This window comes from Mucilaginibacter sp. (assembly GCF_041660805.1).
In the GTDB taxonomy this organism is placed as follows: Bacteria; Bacteroidota; Bacteroidia; order Sphingobacteriales; family Sphingobacteriaceae; genus Mucilaginibacter.
In genome coordinates this window covers 533,388-549,187 of record NZ_JBAZVP010000001.1, presented here as the reverse complement: position 1 = coordinate 549,187, position 15,800 = coordinate 533,388, and the positions used below count along the sequence as shown (strand labels likewise).

The following is a 15,800-nucleotide window of genomic DNA, read 5'->3' as shown; positions in this document are numbered from 1 at the left end:
GTGCAAAATTATAAATTATATTTAAGCAAATGGATATAAAAGAGAACGAGGAAATTAAGAAGGAGTTTCAGCTGGAACGTGTAATATTGTTCAGCGACGCGGTTTTTGCCATTATCATTACCATAATGGTATTGGAAATAAAGCTCCCCGAAGGGATGCGCCATGCCAGCCACGAAAAGGTAATGGAAGCCTTTATAGACTTAATACCTAAGCTGATAGGCTATATATTCGCTTTTTTTATAACCGGTATGTTTTGGGCCAAGCACCTTAAACTATTCAGCTATTTAAAAGATTATACCAAACAACTCATCGTTTACAATCTTATCTTCTTGTTTTTTATAACGCTGTTTCCGTTTGGGGTATCTGTAATGGCCGAGACCTTAAGCCCCAGAAACTATGAGGGCTTTTATGTTTATTTCACGGTAGTGATGATGGCTTTATTTGCCCACACCTTACTAACAGGCTATTTGGTGCGCAATGCAGGGCAACTATGCATCAACCCAGGCGACATTAAAACAAACCTGGAATGGAAGGCCCAGAAGTTCAATTTTATAGCTATCCCGGCAGTTTTTATTTATACAATAGCCGGCCTTAACTTTAACTTTAATCCACAGTTGTTTTCATATGGTTTTGTATTGTGGGCAATAATGTTTGGTATAATTAGAAAAAGGCTCAATCCAAACCCTCAAAAAGATACCCCAATGCTGGCCCGGTTATTTAAATCCAGAAAAAGAAGAAAGGTGATAGCAAAGGCAGCCGTTGATCCGGTTGAGTAAAGACAGGCACTAATTAATCATTCTGCGCCGAAGTAGTTGGATCAATAACGGAACCCGCTCGTGAGAAATATTTGTAAATACCCTGGTCATGCAGTTTTACTACTATAACGCCCCTGCGGGTACTGGCATGCACTATATAACCATTTTGCAGGTAAACACCCACATGGCTGTATTGCTTCCCGTCGAAGTCAAAGAATACAAGGTCGCCTTCTTTTAGTTCATCTTCGTATTTACGCTTTATACTGTTTACCTGTAAGGCGCAGGTACGCGGCACAGGCTGGTCATATACCTGCAGTTGTAATAAAGATACCAGTCCGGAGCAATCCACACCATCCTTATCCAGCCCGCCAAAACGATAAGGTACGCCCATCCATTCGTCAATAAAGGTGTATAGCCTGCCGTTTTGAATATCGTTGCGCTTCACTCCCATTAGTTCGGCATACTTATCGGCGGTTTCTTTATCGGGCTTTACCATTACGTAAGGCCCGCGTTTGGTAACCATACCATTAGAGTTATAATCGCCCTGCGGGTTCCTGACAGTTAATTTACGCGAGTGACAAGAAGATAATATAACAGCAGCGGCAAAAACTAAAAAAAGCAGTTTGGTATGGCGACGTATTAACATGCCCTAAAGATATCCCGAAAGGAATAACCGTGATAAGAGATGTTATAAACATTTCAACAATTCCCCTCAAATCTCATTGCGAGCAATAGCGCGGCAATCTCGTCGTATGCAAAGTTTGCCGAACGTCCTAAGAGATTGCCGCGTCGTTTCGCTCCTCGCAATGACATGCTGGATTAGTATAGCAAAAACAAATCCGAAATTGAACATTCGAAATCCGAAATCTCCTACCCTTTTATTACCCGTTGTATCTCGTCCAGCTTCATCAAGGCTTCTACCGGGGTAAGGGTGTTTACATCAAGGTTATTCAGTGTATCGCGGATCTTGACCAGCACCGGGTCATCTATCGAGAACATTTGCATTTGCACTGCCTGTTTTTGCACCTTGCGGATGCTTTCTTTAATATGTTCCCCTCCTGTGCGTTCGTGTTCTAGTTTCTTTAATATTTCATTGGCACGGCTCAATACCTTTTGCGGCATCCCCGCCAGTTTAGCCACATGGATCCCAAAGCTATGCTCACTGCCACCCGGAACAAGTTTCCGCAGGAAAATAATTTGCTGGCCAACCTCTTTTACCGATACATTAAAGTTCTTAATGCGATTAAAGGTGTTGCTTAGTTCGTTCAGTTCGTGGTAGTGTGTAGCAAAAAGTGTTTTGGCTTTCGCTGTTGTATGGCTATGCAGATATTCGGCGATAGACCAGGCTATGGAGATGCCATCATAAGTGGACGTACCCCGGCCTATCTCATCAAGCAGGATCAAGCTCCGGTCGCTTAAGTTATTAAGGATACTGGCCGTCTCGTTCATCTCCACCATAAAGGTAGATTCGCCCGATGAAAGGTTGTCTGACGCGCCAACCCGGGTAAAGATCTTATCAACCACACCAATGGAAGCCGCTTTAGCAGGCACAAAACAGCCCATCTGCGCCATCAGCACAATTAAGCCCGTTTGCCTCAGCAAAGCAGATTTACCCGCCATGTTTGGCCCGGTGATAATGATGATCTGCTGTGTTTCCGAATCCAGGAAAACATCATTGGTGATATATTCTTCGCCAAGCGGCAGGTTCTTTTCAATTACCGGGTGGCGGCCGCCCTTAATATCCAGCACGCGGCTGTCGTTCACCTCGGGTTTTACGTAATAGTTTTTGATAGATATGCTGGCAAAGTTTAGCAGCACATCTAAGCGGGCTATCAGGCTGGCGTTTAGTTGTATCGGTTTAATGTATTCGGCCAACGCATAAAGCAGATCGTTATACAGTTTGGTTTCAAGCACCAATATCTTTTCTTCGGCACCTAATATTTGTTCCTCGTATTCTTTAAGCTCCGGGGTTATGTAGCGCTCGGCATTTACCAGTGTTTGCTTGCGGATCCACTCTGTAGGCACTTTATCACGGTGACTGTGAGTAACTTCCAGGTAATAACCAAACACATTATTGAACGATACCTTTAACGATGGAATGCCGGTAGCTTCAGCCTCGCGTTTCTGGATCTCCAGTAAATAACCCTTTCCGCCAAAAGCAATTTTACGCAGGCGGTCAAGCTCCTCATTAATACCCTCGTTCATTACCGAACCCTTTACTATCATAACAGGTGGCTCGGGGTGCAGTTCGCGGGCTATCTTTTCGCAGATGCTCACACATGGGTTCAGCTGCTCGCCAATAGCTTTTAATGGTTCACTGTCTGCCCCGGTGGTGAGCTTTTTAATGGTTTCAATGGCTATCAGCGCCTTTTTAAGCTGACAAACCTCACGCGGATTAGCTTTTTGCAGGCCTATCTTTGAGATCAGTCTTTCCAGGTCGCCAATCTGCCTTATGTAATGTTGCAGTTCCTCCCGCAGGTCTTCCTGCGCTATCAGGTATTCAACCACGCCAAGGCGGTCGTTTATCGGTTTAATTTCTTTAAGCGGCATCACTATCCACCTGCGCAGCATACGTGCGCCCATGGGTGAGCAGGTATGGTCAAGCACATCAACCAGGGTCAACGCGTTTTCATTTGTCGAGCCTACCAGTTCCAGGTTGCGGATGCTGAACCTATCCAGCCATAAGTACCTGTCTTCCTCTATCCTGCCAATGGCCGATATATGCTGCAGGTTACGGTGCTCGGTCTCGTTCAGGTAATGCAATGCCACACCGGCGGCTACAATGCCCAAGTTCAGCTTATCAATCCCAAAACCTTTTAATGATTTTACCCCGAAGTGCTTTAAAAGTGTTTCCTGCGCGTAGTCGCCGCTGTAGGGCCATTCGTCAAGCGTGTAGGTATAAAAGCGGTCGCCGTAAGTGTCTTTAAAATCATGCTGGCGGCTTTTTGGGAATATTACCTCGCTAGGTGCATAGCTTTGCAATAGTTTATCAATATAGCCTGTGTTACCCTGCGCGGTCAGGAATTCGCCTGTAGAAATATCCAGCAGGGCAATACCAATACTGTTTTTCTCGAAGTATAACGAAGCCAGGTAATTATTGCTCTTTTGCTGCAGGATATTATCGCTGGTGGCCACGCCCGGTGTTACCAGTTCGGTAACCCCGCGTTTTACAATTGTTTTGGTGGTTTTTGGGTCTTCCAGCTGATCGCATATTGCTACCCGCTGCCCTGCACGAACCAGTTTTGATAAATAGGTATCCAGTGAGTGGTGCGGAAAACCGGCAAGTTCAATATGTGTTCCCACGCCATTACCACGGCGCGTAAGTACAATACCCAATATACCCGAGGCCTTAACGGCGTCCTGCCCAAATGTTTCGTAAAAATCGCCTACGCGAAACAGCAGCAAAGCACCGGGGTACTTAGCCTTAATAGTATTATACTGCTGCATTAAAGGTGTTTCTTTTATCTCGCTCTTAGCCAATTTTTAGTAGTGTTATTAATCGGGTAAAGTTAACGCATTGGCATTGGTTTATAGGGATTGTTGAAAAGTCGCCGGATGTGGAATTTTGTAAAGGGGAAAAGGAGTTGAAAGTTAAAAGTTTAAGGTTGAAAGTTATTGGGCAAATTACCTACTTTTCATTTTTCGCCGTTGTTGGTGTCACGAAGGGAAAAAGGAGTTAAAAGTTTAAGGTTGAAAGTTATTGGGCAAATTACCTACTCTTCATTTTTCGCCGTTGTTGGTGTCACGAAGGGAAAAAGGAGTTAAAAGTTTAAGGTTGAAAGTTATTGGGCAAATTACCTACTCTTCACTTTCAACTTTAAACTAATATGGGCGTTGCCTGCGGCCCGGGCTTTCCGCTTATACTGCGCTGGCCTTAGCCACAAGGCCGGTATCCGCTGCAATCCCTAACGTGGACTCACCCGGTCATTGCTCCGCTCGACCACCCTCTCTCCGCAAGCGGAAAGAGGGTTTAAGATTTTAAAAAATCCTAAATCTCTATTCCCTCACCCTCTTTGCGCAGCAGAGAGGGTCGACCAGCATAGCGTAGTCGGGGTGAGTTAAGGGGTGAGTTAAATAGCAAACATGCATTTCCTGCCATGTCGACAAAATTACATTTCGCTATATACAAGATTTATCGGTTAGGGATGACCACTCATGCTCAATATTTGTCATAAGCAGCGCATTATCAAACTGAACAGAACCTTTTGGAAAGATGGATTCATCTTCAAAAAAGCTTGATCTTACTTTACTTACATTAAGCGGATCCATCTTCCATTTGTAGGTGTGGAGTAACAAACCATCATATTTATTACCGTTGGGTGAATAGCCTATTGCCCCTGCCTTGAAAAATGCTGAAGCTTCATCCATATCTTTAAAAACTGACCCTTCCTTTAAGAAATCTGCAACGGTGGCATCCACACTCACAGAAGTTCCATCAATGCTTTTAAATGCTACATGATAGTTGCCGTCGGTTTCCTGCACATCAAATTTGGCCCTATAATGCCTGCCTGGGAACACCCTTCCGCCTGTAAGCGTATTAAAAAATGAAGATGTATCCCGCCTCGGGATATAAACACCTTCTTTTAATATTCCATCCTCCATCCATTCAACAGCTATGCGATGCGCACCGTTTTCTGAAGTCATACCCAAAAAAGCCGGCAAACCTTTAAGGCGTTCGTGTTTCAACCTTATTAAACAAATGCCTGCAATCGCTTTTCCATTCACTATTTTTGGATTGAACGGCGCTGGTACAATTGTTTTTGCAACTTCCGCGTCAACCGCAAAGTTTATCAGCATGCGCCTGTCTATTACTCCTTTAATAACCGGTATTTTCATAAAGCACTAAGTTAGCAATTGCTGTAACAAACTATTATTTTTAAGATTGTAAGAGCATATTAGCATAACAAGCCTTTATGCCTTTAAACATTCGTAAGTTGTTGATAACAACGGCTAAAGTTGTATGTGTTCTCCATGTAGACAAAACAGCTTCGGGTGAAAGCGGGCAGAACAATGATGGCTATGTGCGCAGGGAAGGGCATTAGCGGATTTTGCCGAAGCGCAGGCATGAGCGAGCGACAGCGGGGCAAAATACAGCAGCCGTGGTTCTGCCCGCTTTGCAGGGTAAGGCCCGTGCGCAGGAAGCCTTTTTGCCGACTTGATTTATTCACAAATTGTTTTTTTGTGGCGTTCATGAGGTCGCTGCGCTTAGTTTTTGTTACTTTTTCATCAAGGAAAAAGTAATAAGCCTCCGCGGCCATGAGCGGACTAACGTTCATTATAGCACAGCACTAACCTATCGGGAGATTGCTTCGTTCCTCGCAATGACGCGGAGGGTGGAAGTTAGCTCCCTACGGTCGGTTGTCTTCGTTCCTCGCAAGAACGCGTGTTAAAAAGCATTGCATGAGGGATGCCGAAATAAATTCGGCATGACAAGATAGAAGCATTTGTAAACAAATAACAACATCCCTATCTTTAATTATGCCCACAGCCAACCTCACCCAACTCCGACTGCAAAACCAGCACCTTGCCCAACTTGTATTTAACAATCCGGCAGATCTGGTGCACTATATGGGTGCTGTACAGGCACAGGATTATACCGGCGCAAAATGGGCCCTGGGTATGCGGTTAAAGGATAGTACTGATGAACTGATTGATAAAGCGCTTACGGCTGGTGATATTATCCGTACGCATGTGCTGCGGCCTACCTGGCATTTTGTGCACCCAAAGGATATCCGCTGGATGCTGGAGCTCACCGCCCGCCGTATACAAGCTTCGGCAGTTTCAAGGCACAGGCAACTTGGGCTGGATGATAGTGTGCTCAGCAAATGCGAAAATTTAGTAGCAAAAGCTTTAGATGGCCATAACCAATTATCGCGCGATGTTATATCGGATATGCTTCAAAAAAACGGCATCGTTACTAACGAGCAGCGCTTTGTGCATATTATGATGCACCTGGAACTGGAACAGGTAATTTGCAGCGGTGGCCGCGAGGGTAAACAGTTTACTTATGCATTGTTCGACAACCGTGTACCTAAAACAAAAACCCTTTCTAAAGAGGAAGCTTTAGCCACACTGGCCGAACGGTATTTTACCTCGCACGGCCCCGCTACCCTGCCTGACTTTGTATGGTGGAGCGGCCTCACCGGCACAGATGCCAAAGCCGGACTGGAAGCTAACAAAACCAAACTAAGCAGTTTTACTCTTGAGGGTAGCACTTACTGGTTTACAGAACATCCAAATAGCAACGTTATAAAACCCGACGCGGCTTACCTCCTGCCTAATTATGATGAATATATTGTAAGCTACAAAGATCGCGGCGCAACCATAGCAGCAAAAAACATCAATCTGGCCGACCCACGCGGCACCATTTTTAATCATACTATCATCCTCAACGGAAAAATTGAAGGCATCTGGAAAAGAACGTTTAAGAAAGACACGCTCGAACTGGAAATAATTCCGTTTAAAAAGTTAAGTATCGCTAATGTAAGCACGGTAGAAAAAGCTGCAAAGAAGTATGCCGATTTTTTGGGGTTGAAGGGTGCTACAATTACGTATAAGTAGTACATGTAGTCGCTTGGCTCTAGCCGAGTGACCCATATTATAAGGCCTCCGGCCGCGGTTTCAAATAATCTCATCGGCCAGAGGCCGTTGAATAATCGTCACTCGGCTGGAGCCAAGCGACTGCAAATAAATTTGGCTAAAGCCATCTCTATCCTTATTTATCCGTCCCATAAATGGGACGGCAATGAACTTTGAACAGGAACTTTCAATCCTTCATTGCCGTTGTCTTCAGCCAACGGATAAAGCATAAATAAACAGGGCTTTAGCCTAAATAATCATTATTACCACCGGGTTGTTGGTGTCCTCACCAACAACCCGCCATGTTCTCAATTTTTAAGAAAATACAACCTTCCGAACAGCTATGGTGCCTCACCAACAATAGCGCGAGACGCAACCATTAAATAGTATGTAATTTGTTATTTTTGAGTTTACCTATCTACTTTGTCTCTGAAAACTTTTATCCGCCATTTCGCTATTTTTACTGTGCAGCAGGCACTGTCATGCGTCTTCCCTGTGTTGGTGTTTAGTATGCTGGCGCTGTCGCACCTGTTCACCGGCTTTATACCCCGATACGATTTTATGCTGATAGCCTGTATTGTTATACAGGCAGCCATGTTTTTTGGCGGACTGGAAACTAAGGATGAAGTAATAGTAATTTGTGTATTCCACTTGCTGGGATTAATGATGGAACTTTTTAAGGTGCATATCGGCTCATGGTCGTACCCGGAGTTTGCTTACAGTAAGTTTGGCGGGGTGCCATTGTACAGCGGTTTCATGTATGCCAGTGTTGCCAGTTACATGTGCCAGGCATGGCGCCGGTTCGATCTGGAAATTGTAAACTGGCCGGGGCACTGGCCTGCCCGTATCTGCGGGGCATTGATCTATCTCAACTTTTTCACTAACCATTTTATTATAGATGTACGCTACTACATCGGACTGCTTATTTTATACTTTTTCAGAAAATCGACCGTGCTGTTCCATATCCAGAAAAAAGCATATCGCATGCCGGTGATCCTGTCGTTTATATTGATTGGCTTTTTCATTTGGCTTGCCGAAAATGTTGCCACCAAATTAGGCGCGTGGAAATACGCCTATCAGCACAAAACCTGGGCAATGGTCAATTATCAAAAGATCAGCTCATGGGGGTTTTTGGTAATTGTAAGCTTTATAATAATTGCCGAGTTGAAAATGCTAAAAGAGAATATTGAGGAGAAAGGTTGATCTCTTGGTTAACAATTCCATTATGCATTCCAATTTTTACCTTGCTAAACAATTGTTGGTGACAACACCACAAGAGTTCGGAAGATGAAAAAAAAGCGGCGGGTTGTGCGATTCCCCTCTTGAGAGGGGTGGAGGGGTGTGTCCTTTATACGCGAATAACACACCCCCTGCAGCCACACCACCGACGCTCCCCCTCTCAAGAGGGGAATGAATTTGTTAGCAATACCAATCTTCTTAACACCTGTGGTGTTGTCATCAACAACGACGAGAACAAGTAATAAATAGCTTTATTTAACCATAAAAAAAGCCTGTAAGTTAATTTACAGGCTTTTGAGATATTTTATCTTATGAATTACTTCACCACCAAAACACCATCGGCCATTATAGAAATATCTTTCTTAGGCTCCTTGATCATGGCTATTTCGTCTTTGGTTTTACCGGCATCAGCAGCGTAATGTTTTAAACGCTCAACTGAAGTTTCCTTTACCTTAGCTTTACCTTCAACCACTACTGTTTTGCCAACAATGTCTTGCGGCATAAAGTAAGCGTAATCTGTAAACTGAACCATTATTGGTGTTCCGTTAGCTTGCGAAAGCTTCATGAAGCATCCTTTCTTTTTGCAAACTTCAACCACAGTGCCCGTAATTTTTCCGTTATAAACAGAATCTTTACTTAAGCTTGTGTTTAAAGCTTCGGTATTTAAAGCGTTATCGGCGGTAACGGTTTTGCCGTAAGTTACACCAGCATTGGCCGGAGTAATGGCATTTTGTGCAAATGTTATGGCACTAAAGCCTAAGCATAATGCTAACAGGATCAACTTTTTCATATGTGGTAATTAGTGTTTATCTGCATCAAAAATAATACAATATTTTCAATTATTCTTCAATGCTTTTTGGCATGAAAAGATATCAAATTTTCATGCGCTGTTGTTAAACTGCTAAGCTTTTGCCCGCTAAATCCCAGGCAATCAAATTACGTTAAAAATTAAACATAGGAGTAAGTTTTACTTTATTTAATCACTATTAGCATCTGATTAATAAATAGTTGAATAGTGTATTTTCTTTATAGTTAATACGATTTTTGGTTAGTTTTGGTATTGGATTGAGGTTTTAGCTTTAACTGATCACCCTGAAAGTAAGGTTGATCCGCTCTTTTGCCGCCTTTGCAGATTTAGGGATCTGATGTTCCCAATTGTGTTGCAGGTCGCCTTTCATGATAAGCAGGGAACCATTCTCTAATTCAACCGAATGCTTCAGTTTATGGTTTTGTTTGTGCCTTACATCAAACCGGCGTGGCTGCCCAAAGCTTACCGAAGCTATTAAAGGGTTTACGCCCAGTTCAGGCTCGTCATCGGCATGCCAGGCAACAGAATCATTACCATTGCGATAAAGGTTCAGCAGTACGCTGTTAAATATTATTCCGCAGGCGGCATCAACCCGGGCTTTGATGAATAACAATTCTTTTGTCCACGGATACGGGTCATATTTTTTACCGGAGAAGGCGTAGGTTTTACTGTTATCGCCATACCAGGCAGTCAACCTTGGGGTGTTCAGCAGCTTACCATACATTTGGATAGTTTCCTGGTTCCAGTTAATGGTATCTCTCAATATGGGTATCAAGTCCGCGCTTTCTTCTTTGGTGAAAAAAACCGGTTTGTATTCCATCAATTCTGCGGGGAGTTTAGGGCTTTGCACTCCCCCATCAAAAAAGCTTAGCTGTTCCATGCGGTTAATAACATTCCCAAACAGAAACTGTTGTTAATATCTGCTTCATATTTTAATGAATATTTTCTTCCGGTACATCCAGTAAAGTATCAGCCATTCAATCAGTAATACTAAAGCGCCCTTAACCAGTGAGCTATAAGCCACACCAAAAACCTGATTGAAATTATGACCAAGATGGATATACAAGCTGTTAGTTATAAATGATGATAAGCCATCAGAAAGCACATAGGCTACAATAGAATTCATGCCGATAACAACCAGGAACAACGCCCATTTTTGGTGCCTAGCTGCATCTATAATACCATAAAACAGCGATAACAACAAAAAGCAGCAGCCACCGCTAAACAACACCCATGCAGGCGTCCAGATCCGTTTTACTATTGGGTTTATACCTGTGTAATGCAATATTCCGCCTAAAACAATTAAAGCAAGTCCTGTTATTATAAATCGCTTTACCAGTGCAAACGGCGGCATCCCCGAACGCAGCATATTACCGGCCAGTAAACCAATTATCATGGTGCCCAGCGTTGGTATAAAACTTAAGGTTGAGTACCCTCCCCCGTTATTAGTAAAATAATGCTCGCGTGGAAAAAGGTTCAGGAACCGCTTATCAAACACCCAGGCAAAATTTGTGTTCTTGTTCCAATGCGCTGCAAAACCTGTAAAGTTATGCTCCCAATTTTTTGGCACCCCGCTGGCAGCATAATCAAACCCTGCGCCGGGTAGCGGATAAAGTGCAAAAGCAGCCCAATAGGCAACCAGAAGCGTTACCAGTGCCGCAACCTGTATTTTGGGTTTACAAAAGCCTAAAAGGAACAAAAAGGTATAGCCCAATCCAATCTGACTAAGCGTATCTTCAAAAGTAAAGTAGGTTTGTTTACTCCACATTGAACGGAGAAAAATGCCCAGTGCAATTAAAATAAAGGAGCGTACCAGCGCGTGTTTTAAAAGTTCGGCAAACTTGCCTCCCTTAGCCAGGCGGCCTGCAATTGAAAAAGGGAGCGCCAAACCAACCAAAAAAGAAAAAGATGGCTGGATCAGATCATGCAGTGAGCAGCCCGCCCATTCAACATGATCCTGGTTAAAGTATAAAAACCTCCAGAAACCATTGCCTGGTAACGATTCAGAAACATGCCTGAATGATAGCACCTCTCCCATCATCAGCAGCATTACAAAGCCACGGTAAGCATCGACCGACGTTAGCCGGCCGTTTTTGGCAACCGGTGCTATCACCGGGGCGTCATTAACATCTGTAACGTTGGCACTCATGTTTTGGCTTTTAAGGTTTGGTTAATGCAATATCGTTAATAATTGCTTTTAAACTACCCTGGTTTTCTTCCAGCTTATTAATCAACTGCATTTGCGCCCTCGCGCGTTGCAGGTTATGCCCCGGGTGGTGGATCTTAAAGTAAATATCCCCGTTTATATGATCGGTTAAAAAGCGTACGGCTTGTATAAAAGGCAGCATTAATACCCCCATTAATAAAGAATCGACCTCAATGGGTGTTAAAAATTTACCGGCCTGTTCCAGGTAGCCCTTAGTATAGGCTTCAAATAATTGAATATCCAGGTCTATCTTATGCAGATCTGCTTCATCCTCCGCGGCGGTATTAATGATGGTGCGGATAGCATCGCCAAAATCATAGGCCACATAGCCGGGCATAACGGTGTCAAGGTCTATCACACATTTGGCATGATCATTCTTATCCAGCAACACGTTATTAAATTTGGTATCGTTATGCGTAATTCTTAAGGGTAGTTTGCCGGTGTTGCCTAATCTTAATATTTCGCACATGCTATGGGCGCGCTGGTTTACAAAATCAAGTTCGGGTTGTATTGCTGCCGCACGATGGGCCTTATTGCTCAGCAAGGCCTCTTTTAGCTGGTTCAGGCGCAGTTCCATGTCATGGAAACCGGGAATTGTATCATGCAGCAAGCCTGCATCCAAATCAGTCAGCATTAACTGAAATTTACCGAAAGCCTTACCGCCTTCATACGCCTGCTGCTGATTAGTCAGCAGGTCGTAGCTTTTAGTATCTTTTAAAAAATGATAAACCCGCCAGTAATTGCCATTTTCATCCTGGTGATAGGAGTTACCGTTTTGGAGTTTAACTACTGTTATAACCTCAAACTCCGCCCTGTTAGCCGGTAATTTTGCTTTCAGATGTTCTGTTATCCGCAAAATGTTTTCCATTAACGCCGGTACGTTTTTAAATACCTGGTGATTAATGCGCTGAAGCAAATAATCCGGCCGGGCAGCATCAGCATTTTGTAGGCGGAAGGTATCATTAATATGCCCTGATCCAAAGGGCTGGATCTTTACGATAGATCCTTTAATATCAAAATGGCTTATAATATTATCTATGTTTCCGGGTAGCGGCATGCTTATTTGATCTGTTAAATAAAGTTAAACGCTTAGGTTAAAAAACCTTTTTTATTTAATGTTGTAGAACCTTAAAACAGCACATTATGAAGTTACATCAACGGCTATTCCTGTTTGTTTTGTGTTCTGTGGCATTTGCCTGTACAAATCCGGAGCACAAAACCCAAAAAAATTCAAAAGCTAAAGTAAACATAGTAAGCAATAATGTGCGTATTGATTATACAGATACCGGCAGCGGCGATACCACATTACTATTTGTGCATGGCTGGTGTATCAACAAAACTTACTGGGCCGATCAGATAGCTCATTTTAGCAAAAGATACAGGGTTGTAGCTATTGACCTCCCCGGCTTCGGAAAATCAGGCAGGAACAGGAATGTTTGGACCACAGCCGCCTTTGGTGAGGATATTAAAAATGTGATCACCCAGCTCGACCTGAAAAATGTAGTACTGATAGGCCACTCCATGGCCGGAGATATTATTTTGCAGGGTGCAGTTAATATCCCCGGCAGGGTGATCGCTTTAGTTGGGGTTGATAATTTTAAATCGGCAGGCGTACCTTTTACGGGTGATAGCGTGAAGGCTAAAAAAGAATATACCGATGCCATTGCTGCCATGAAACGCAATTTTAAAGCAACCACATTTGGTTACTTTAACCAGGCATTGTTTTATAAAACAACTACTAAGGCGGTAAAAGACCGCGTTTTAAACGATGTTGCCCATGCTGATCCCGTTATTGCAACCGCTTGTATGGAACAACAGGATGATTACCCCGAGGCCGCCAAATTGCTGCAAGTAAAAAAGAAGCTGTACTTAATTAACAGCGACTACACACCTACAGACACCAGCGGACTGGTTGCCAAAAAAATCCCTTATAGACTTTTAGAGATCCATGCAACCGGCCACTTCCCCATGATTGAAAAACCACAGGAATTTAATACGTTGTTAGATAAGGCTATGGCTGATATTAAATAACTATTATAGTTTTAATTTAATACCTCCGTTTACTACAAAGCCATCTAAAGGGGCATAAATATCCCTGAAGACCGGCTTACTGATGCTACCTGTATAAATGGTATCAAACCGGGTTTGCCGTGTATCTGTAAAGTTCTCAAAGTTGATGAATAACGAAAAGTGCGGCCACAACCTTTCTGCCATTAAGCCGGTAGTCCAGTAGGGCTTTCCTATTGCGCCGTCATTTAATTTCTGCCGGCTAAAGTAATACGCCTCCGCACCAATTTTCCATTTGTCTTCTATCTCGTACATAAGCACGTTGTTTAGCCGGTGTTTTGATACTAAAGTATAATCACTTATCACATTACCAATATGCTGCGTAACATGTGCCAAAGTATAACCTACGTACAATTTAAAGTTGCTGTAAGTAATTTTAACATTGGTTTCGAGCCCTTTGGTGTTCAAATCGCCCGGTGGCTGCTGGTATTGTAAATTACCGTTGGCAAGCTGGGTGAGTAATATGGGGTGTTCTATACGGGTATAAAAGAACAATTGGTTTATGCTGAAACTGCCCTTTTCATCAAAAATTGGTGTACGGAAATTGATATCGTAATTGGCTCCGTATGACCGTTCTGCCTGTGTATTGTTCACATTTATTGGCAACACGTTCCTAAACTGTACGCGTTCGGCATCTTCCGTAAAAACATTTGGGCCTTTGTAACCTAACCCACCGCTTAACCGGGTTGAAAATTGAGAATTGATCTTCCACAAACCAGATATCCTCGGCAGCACCATAAAACCATAACTACTATGATGGTCTCCCCTTAAACCGGTTTCCAGTATAAACCGGGGACTAATATTCCAGGTATTTTGTACGAAGGCCCCTACAGTATTATTGTTATAGCTGCGCAGGGCAAAACTGCTGTTTTTATCTTCATCAAATTTATCTGTAAGGTAGTTTAACCCTATTACCCAATCAGCTTTTTCACCATTATTTATATAATTGGCTTCGCTGTAGGTAGATAGCTGCACGCCCGAGAAACGGTAATCTGGCAGGGCTATACTCCTGTCATAATAGCTAATACTGTTTTTAAAGATGAATTTTTGTTTACTGTCGATATTATGATCGAGCTGTGCCTGGGTACTGTAACGGCCGGTTTTATTTTCTTCAAAATAGCTGTGCAGTGCGTCGCCGTCGCCTTCAATATAATGCAGGTCGCCGCCTATCCGGTTTTCTATAGTGGCATTGATCCCCGCGTTTAAAGTAGTTTTATCGTTAAAGTAAAAGAACAGTTTTGGATTGATGGTAAACCGGTTAAACTTCGGAATTGCCGTTAAATCAATTCCCGATGGGTCATAAGCCGTTCCATGATTGTATGCCGCGTAAACGGTTGCCCCTGTCTTTTTAAACTTTTCGGCATAAAACATACTTGCATCTACACCTAAAGCTGATGTACCGTTCAGTAATAAATTCAATTGCCGTTCATCTGTTGGCGTTTTTGATACCAGGTTAACCAAACCTGCAATTGCGCCCCCTCCGTATAAAGTTGATGATGACCCTTTTATTACCTCTACCTGTTTCAGATCAAGCGGGGCCACCTGGAGCAGTCCCAGCCCGCCGGAAAATCCGGAATATAACGGAAAGCCATCGCGGATGATCTGTGTGTACTTACCATCAAGCCCCTGTATCCTGATACTGGAGCTGCCGCTTGTTGCTGATGTTTGCTGGGTTTGGATGCCTGTACTTTCGGCTAATACCATCCGGATATCGCCGGGCTTCATGTTGCTTTTTTCATCAAGTTCCTCGCCCGATATTACTTCTACCCGTGTAGCGGTATTGGCAATTGTACGGCTGCTGCGTGTGGCAGATACTACCACCTCGTTTAGCTCTTCACCTTCTGCCTGCAGCAAAACCATCAGGGGCTGTACCTGCATCAACGGAAAAGTTAAAGTATCCTGCCGCGTAATATAACCTATATGCCTGTACTGAACTATCTGCTTGCCGTTAGGGATATTGTTAAGCGTGATTAGTCCTGTTGTATCAGCAATGCCCCCAATATTTGTTCCTAACAATGCAAGGGAGGCGCCCGTTAACGGCTGGTTAGTGGCTGCATCTGTAATTACGGCTTTAAATGTATTTTGTGAATATGCCGCAGAAATATATAACAATGCTATAAAAAGCACCAAAAGTTTCTTCATGTGT

The 15,800-nt window shown here is 43.3% G+C and carries 13 protein-coding genes; 4 read left to right on the top strand and 9 right to left on the bottom strand.

What is annotated here, in order from left to right:
- Positions 1-29 precede the first annotated feature (29 nt).
- On the top strand, positions 30-776 hold the full coding sequence (locus WC743_RS02495; protein WP_373010169.1) for a TMEM175 family protein: 747 nt from the start codon (positions 30-32) through the stop codon (positions 774-776).
- Between the two features lie 13 nt (positions 777-789).
- Here WC743_RS02495 and WC743_RS02490 read toward each other — a convergent pair whose 3' ends face one another.
- The 4 genes from WC743_RS02490 to WC743_RS02475 all read right to left on the bottom strand — a co-directional run bounded on the left by WC743_RS02490 (position 790) and on the right by WC743_RS02475 (position 6,031).
- Positions 790-1,401: a C40 family peptidase gene (locus WC743_RS02490; protein WP_373010168.1), complete on the bottom strand. Its 612-nt coding sequence runs from the start codon at positions 1,399-1,401 to the stop codon at positions 790-792.
- 224 nt (positions 1,402-1,625) lie between these two features.
- Positions 1,626-4,235, bottom strand: coding sequence for a DNA mismatch repair protein MutS (gene mutS / locus WC743_RS02485; protein WP_373010167.1), 2,610 nt, complete (start codon positions 4,233-4,235; stop codon positions 1,626-1,628).
- Positions 4,236-4,874: 639 nt separating this feature from the next.
- Entirely contained in the window at positions 4,875-5,591 is a 717-nt protein-coding gene (locus WC743_RS02480; protein WP_373010166.1) for a DUF2071 domain-containing protein, read from the bottom strand.
- An 83-nt stretch (positions 5,592-5,674) separates the two neighbouring features.
- Positions 5,675-6,031: a hypothetical protein gene (locus WC743_RS02475; RefSeq protein WP_373010165.1), complete on the bottom strand. Its 357-nt coding sequence runs from the start codon at positions 6,029-6,031 to the stop codon at positions 5,675-5,677.
- A 202-nt stretch (positions 6,032-6,233) separates the two neighbouring features.
- On the opposite strand from WC743_RS02475, the gene WC743_RS02470 reads away from it, so the two are divergent.
- Positions 6,234-7,316 (top strand): winged helix DNA-binding domain-containing protein, encoded by a 1,083-nt coding sequence (locus WC743_RS02470; protein WP_373010164.1) that lies wholly within the window; start codon positions 6,234-6,236, stop codon positions 7,314-7,316.
- A 441-nt stretch (positions 7,317-7,757) separates the two neighbouring features.
- Positions 7,758-8,537 (top strand): DUF817 domain-containing protein, encoded by a 780-nt coding sequence (locus WC743_RS02465; RefSeq protein WP_373010163.1) that lies wholly within the window; start codon positions 7,758-7,760, stop codon positions 8,535-8,537.
- 352 nt (positions 8,538-8,889) lie between these two features.
- Here the strand turns inward: WC743_RS02465 and WC743_RS02460 are convergent, their stop codons facing one another.
- The 4 genes from WC743_RS02460 to WC743_RS02445 form a co-directional block, all read right to left on the bottom strand.
- A complete protein-coding gene (locus WC743_RS02460) occupies positions 8,890-9,363 on the bottom strand; it encodes a DUF4920 domain-containing protein (RefSeq protein WP_373010161.1) in 474 nt (157 codons plus the stop codon).
- 289 nt (positions 9,364-9,652) lie between these two features.
- Positions 9,653-10,261, bottom strand: a complete 609-nt coding sequence (locus WC743_RS02455; RefSeq protein ID WP_373010160.1) for an alpha-ketoglutarate-dependent dioxygenase AlkB — start codon at positions 10,259-10,261, stop codon at positions 9,653-9,655.
- Between the two features lie 45 nt (positions 10,262-10,306).
- Positions 10,307-11,530, bottom strand: a complete 1,224-nt coding sequence (locus tag WC743_RS02450) for an acyltransferase family protein (RefSeq protein WP_373010158.1) — start codon at positions 11,528-11,530, stop codon at positions 10,307-10,309.
- A gap of 10 nt (positions 11,531-11,540) precedes the next feature.
- Complete coding sequence (locus tag WC743_RS02445; protein ID WP_373010157.1) at positions 11,541-12,644, bottom strand: phosphotransferase enzyme family protein; 1,104 nt, start codon at positions 12,642-12,644, stop codon at positions 11,541-11,543.
- Between the two features lie 86 nt (positions 12,645-12,730).
- Between WC743_RS02445 and WC743_RS02440 the strand changes: the two genes are divergently transcribed.
- Positions 12,731-13,618 carry an alpha/beta fold hydrolase gene (locus WC743_RS02440; protein ID WP_373010156.1) on the top strand — a complete coding sequence of 296 codons (888 nt, stop codon included), beginning with the start codon at positions 12,731-12,733 and terminating at the stop codon, positions 13,616-13,618.
- 3 nt (positions 13,619-13,621) lie between these two features.
- Here WC743_RS02440 and WC743_RS02435 read toward each other — a convergent pair whose 3' ends face one another.
- Entirely contained in the window at positions 13,622-15,796 is a 2,175-nt protein-coding gene (locus WC743_RS02435; protein ID WP_373010155.1) for a TonB-dependent receptor domain-containing protein, read from the bottom strand.
- Positions 15,797-15,800 lie beyond the last annotated feature (4 nt).